Source organism: Oleiphilus sp. HI0123 (assembly GCF_001635315.1).
In genome coordinates this window covers 1-1301 of sequence record NZ_LWGE01001459.1, presented here as the reverse complement: position 1 = coordinate 1301, position 1301 = coordinate 1, and the positions used below count along the sequence as shown (strand labels likewise).

Below are 1301 nucleotides of genomic sequence, written 5' to 3'. Positions count from 1 at the left end.
ATCGATTCTTCGCGGTTTACACCAAGTAAACGCTGTTCTCGCCTTCGTGAAAGATGGCATGTGACAGATGGGCAAGTCGTTTGCCTCTATGTCGGCCGAGTTGCAGGAGAAAAAAATATTGCCTTGGCTATCAAGGCCTATGAGAACGTCACCGCCACTCATCCGGACTGTGTTTTCGTCGTCGTTGGTGATGGCCCCTTAAGAAAAACCTTGGAAAGTGAACACCCTGGCATCCGTTTCGTTGGAATGAAAACGGGTGAAGAGCTAGCCAAGTATTATGCCTCAGCAGACCTTTTTCTATTTCCAAGCAAAACCGACACCTTTGGTAATGTTGTGACTGAAGCAATGGCAAGCAGGCTGGGTATCGTTGCATTTAATGACGCCGCTGCGAAGGAACACTTAAGCCATGGCAATTCGGCATATATCGCAAATTTAGACAATGACGAAGCCTTCATTCAATTGACTCTGGAAGCAATCGAAAGCTCTTCCGAGCTGGAAAAAATTCGTGAAAATGCCTATCAATTGGCACAAACAATTACCTGGAACAATATCGTCAATCAGTTCGTCAAAAAGTTACTCGAAAAGCCACCCTTAAGGCTAGGAGATGAGACACATGAATCCTCTCAAAACATCAACAGCATTTAATAAGCTCAATAGCTGGGATATTGCAGCTTGCCTGTACCTTAATCATTTTTGTCGCACTAAAACGGTTAACACCTTCTTTGCAATAATCAGCCGCTTAGGGGATGGTGTTTTCTGGTATAGTCTCGCGCTTGTCCTGCCAATCTTATATGGTGAAGAAGGTCTACTTTTATCAGGGTTGATGATAACGGCGGGCGGTGCTTGCCTACTGATCTATAAGCAACTTAAAAAGAAACTAGTAAGAGAACGACCATTTATCCGCTCAAAAGATGTCTATAAAGGCTGCGCACCTTTAGATCAATACAGCTTTCCTTCTGGACACACAATGCACGCGGCCTGCTTCTCGACTGTTGTGCTATGGCACCTGCCAGAGTTCGCTGTATTATTGGTACCCTTCTCTATTCTAATTGCCCTCTCGAGAATGGTACTCGGCCTTCACTATCCGACAGATGTATTGTGTGGCGCGGGATTAGGTATATTGCTGGCATCAATTGCAAACTACTTAAGCCCCGTACTCTTCTAAACCAGCGCTACTGGCCTTTACCTTATTCCTGCCAAATAGGCACATCGAAGGCCTGTAAGATCTTCCCTGTTTCGGCCAGAGGCAAGCCCACTACATTGCTATAGCTTCCGACAATCCCTTCAACAAACAATGCCGC

General features: G+C 45.5%; 3 protein-coding genes. 2 read left to right on the top strand and 1 reads right to left on the bottom strand.

What is annotated here, in order from left to right:
* Window positions 1–645, top strand: a 645-nt coding sequence (locus A3761_RS19115) for a glycosyltransferase (protein ID WP_231881260.1), incomplete at its 5' end; no start/stop codon positions are given.
* A complete protein-coding gene (locus A3761_RS19110) occupies window positions 614–1165 on the top strand; it encodes a phosphatase PAP2 family protein (protein ID WP_068509473.1) in 552 nt (183 codons plus the stop codon). The genes A3761_RS19115 and A3761_RS19110, both read left to right, overlap by 32 nt.
* A 22-nt stretch (window positions 1166–1187) precedes the next feature.
* Here the strand turns inward: A3761_RS19110 and A3761_RS19105 are convergent, their stop codons facing one another.
* The gene (locus tag A3761_RS19105) at window positions 1188–1295 is read right to left on the bottom strand and encodes a Maf family protein (RefSeq protein WP_082870304.1); all 108 of its coding nucleotides are present in this window, start codon (window positions 1293–1295) and stop codon (window positions 1188–1190) included.
* Between the last annotated feature and the right edge of the window lie 6 nt (window positions 1296–1301).

Excerpts from the sequence above, each read along its gene's own strand:
- A3761_RS19110 (WP_068509473.1), top strand. The coding sequence starts at position 614 with ATGAATCCTCTCAAAACATCAACAGCATTTAATAAGCTCAATAGCTGG.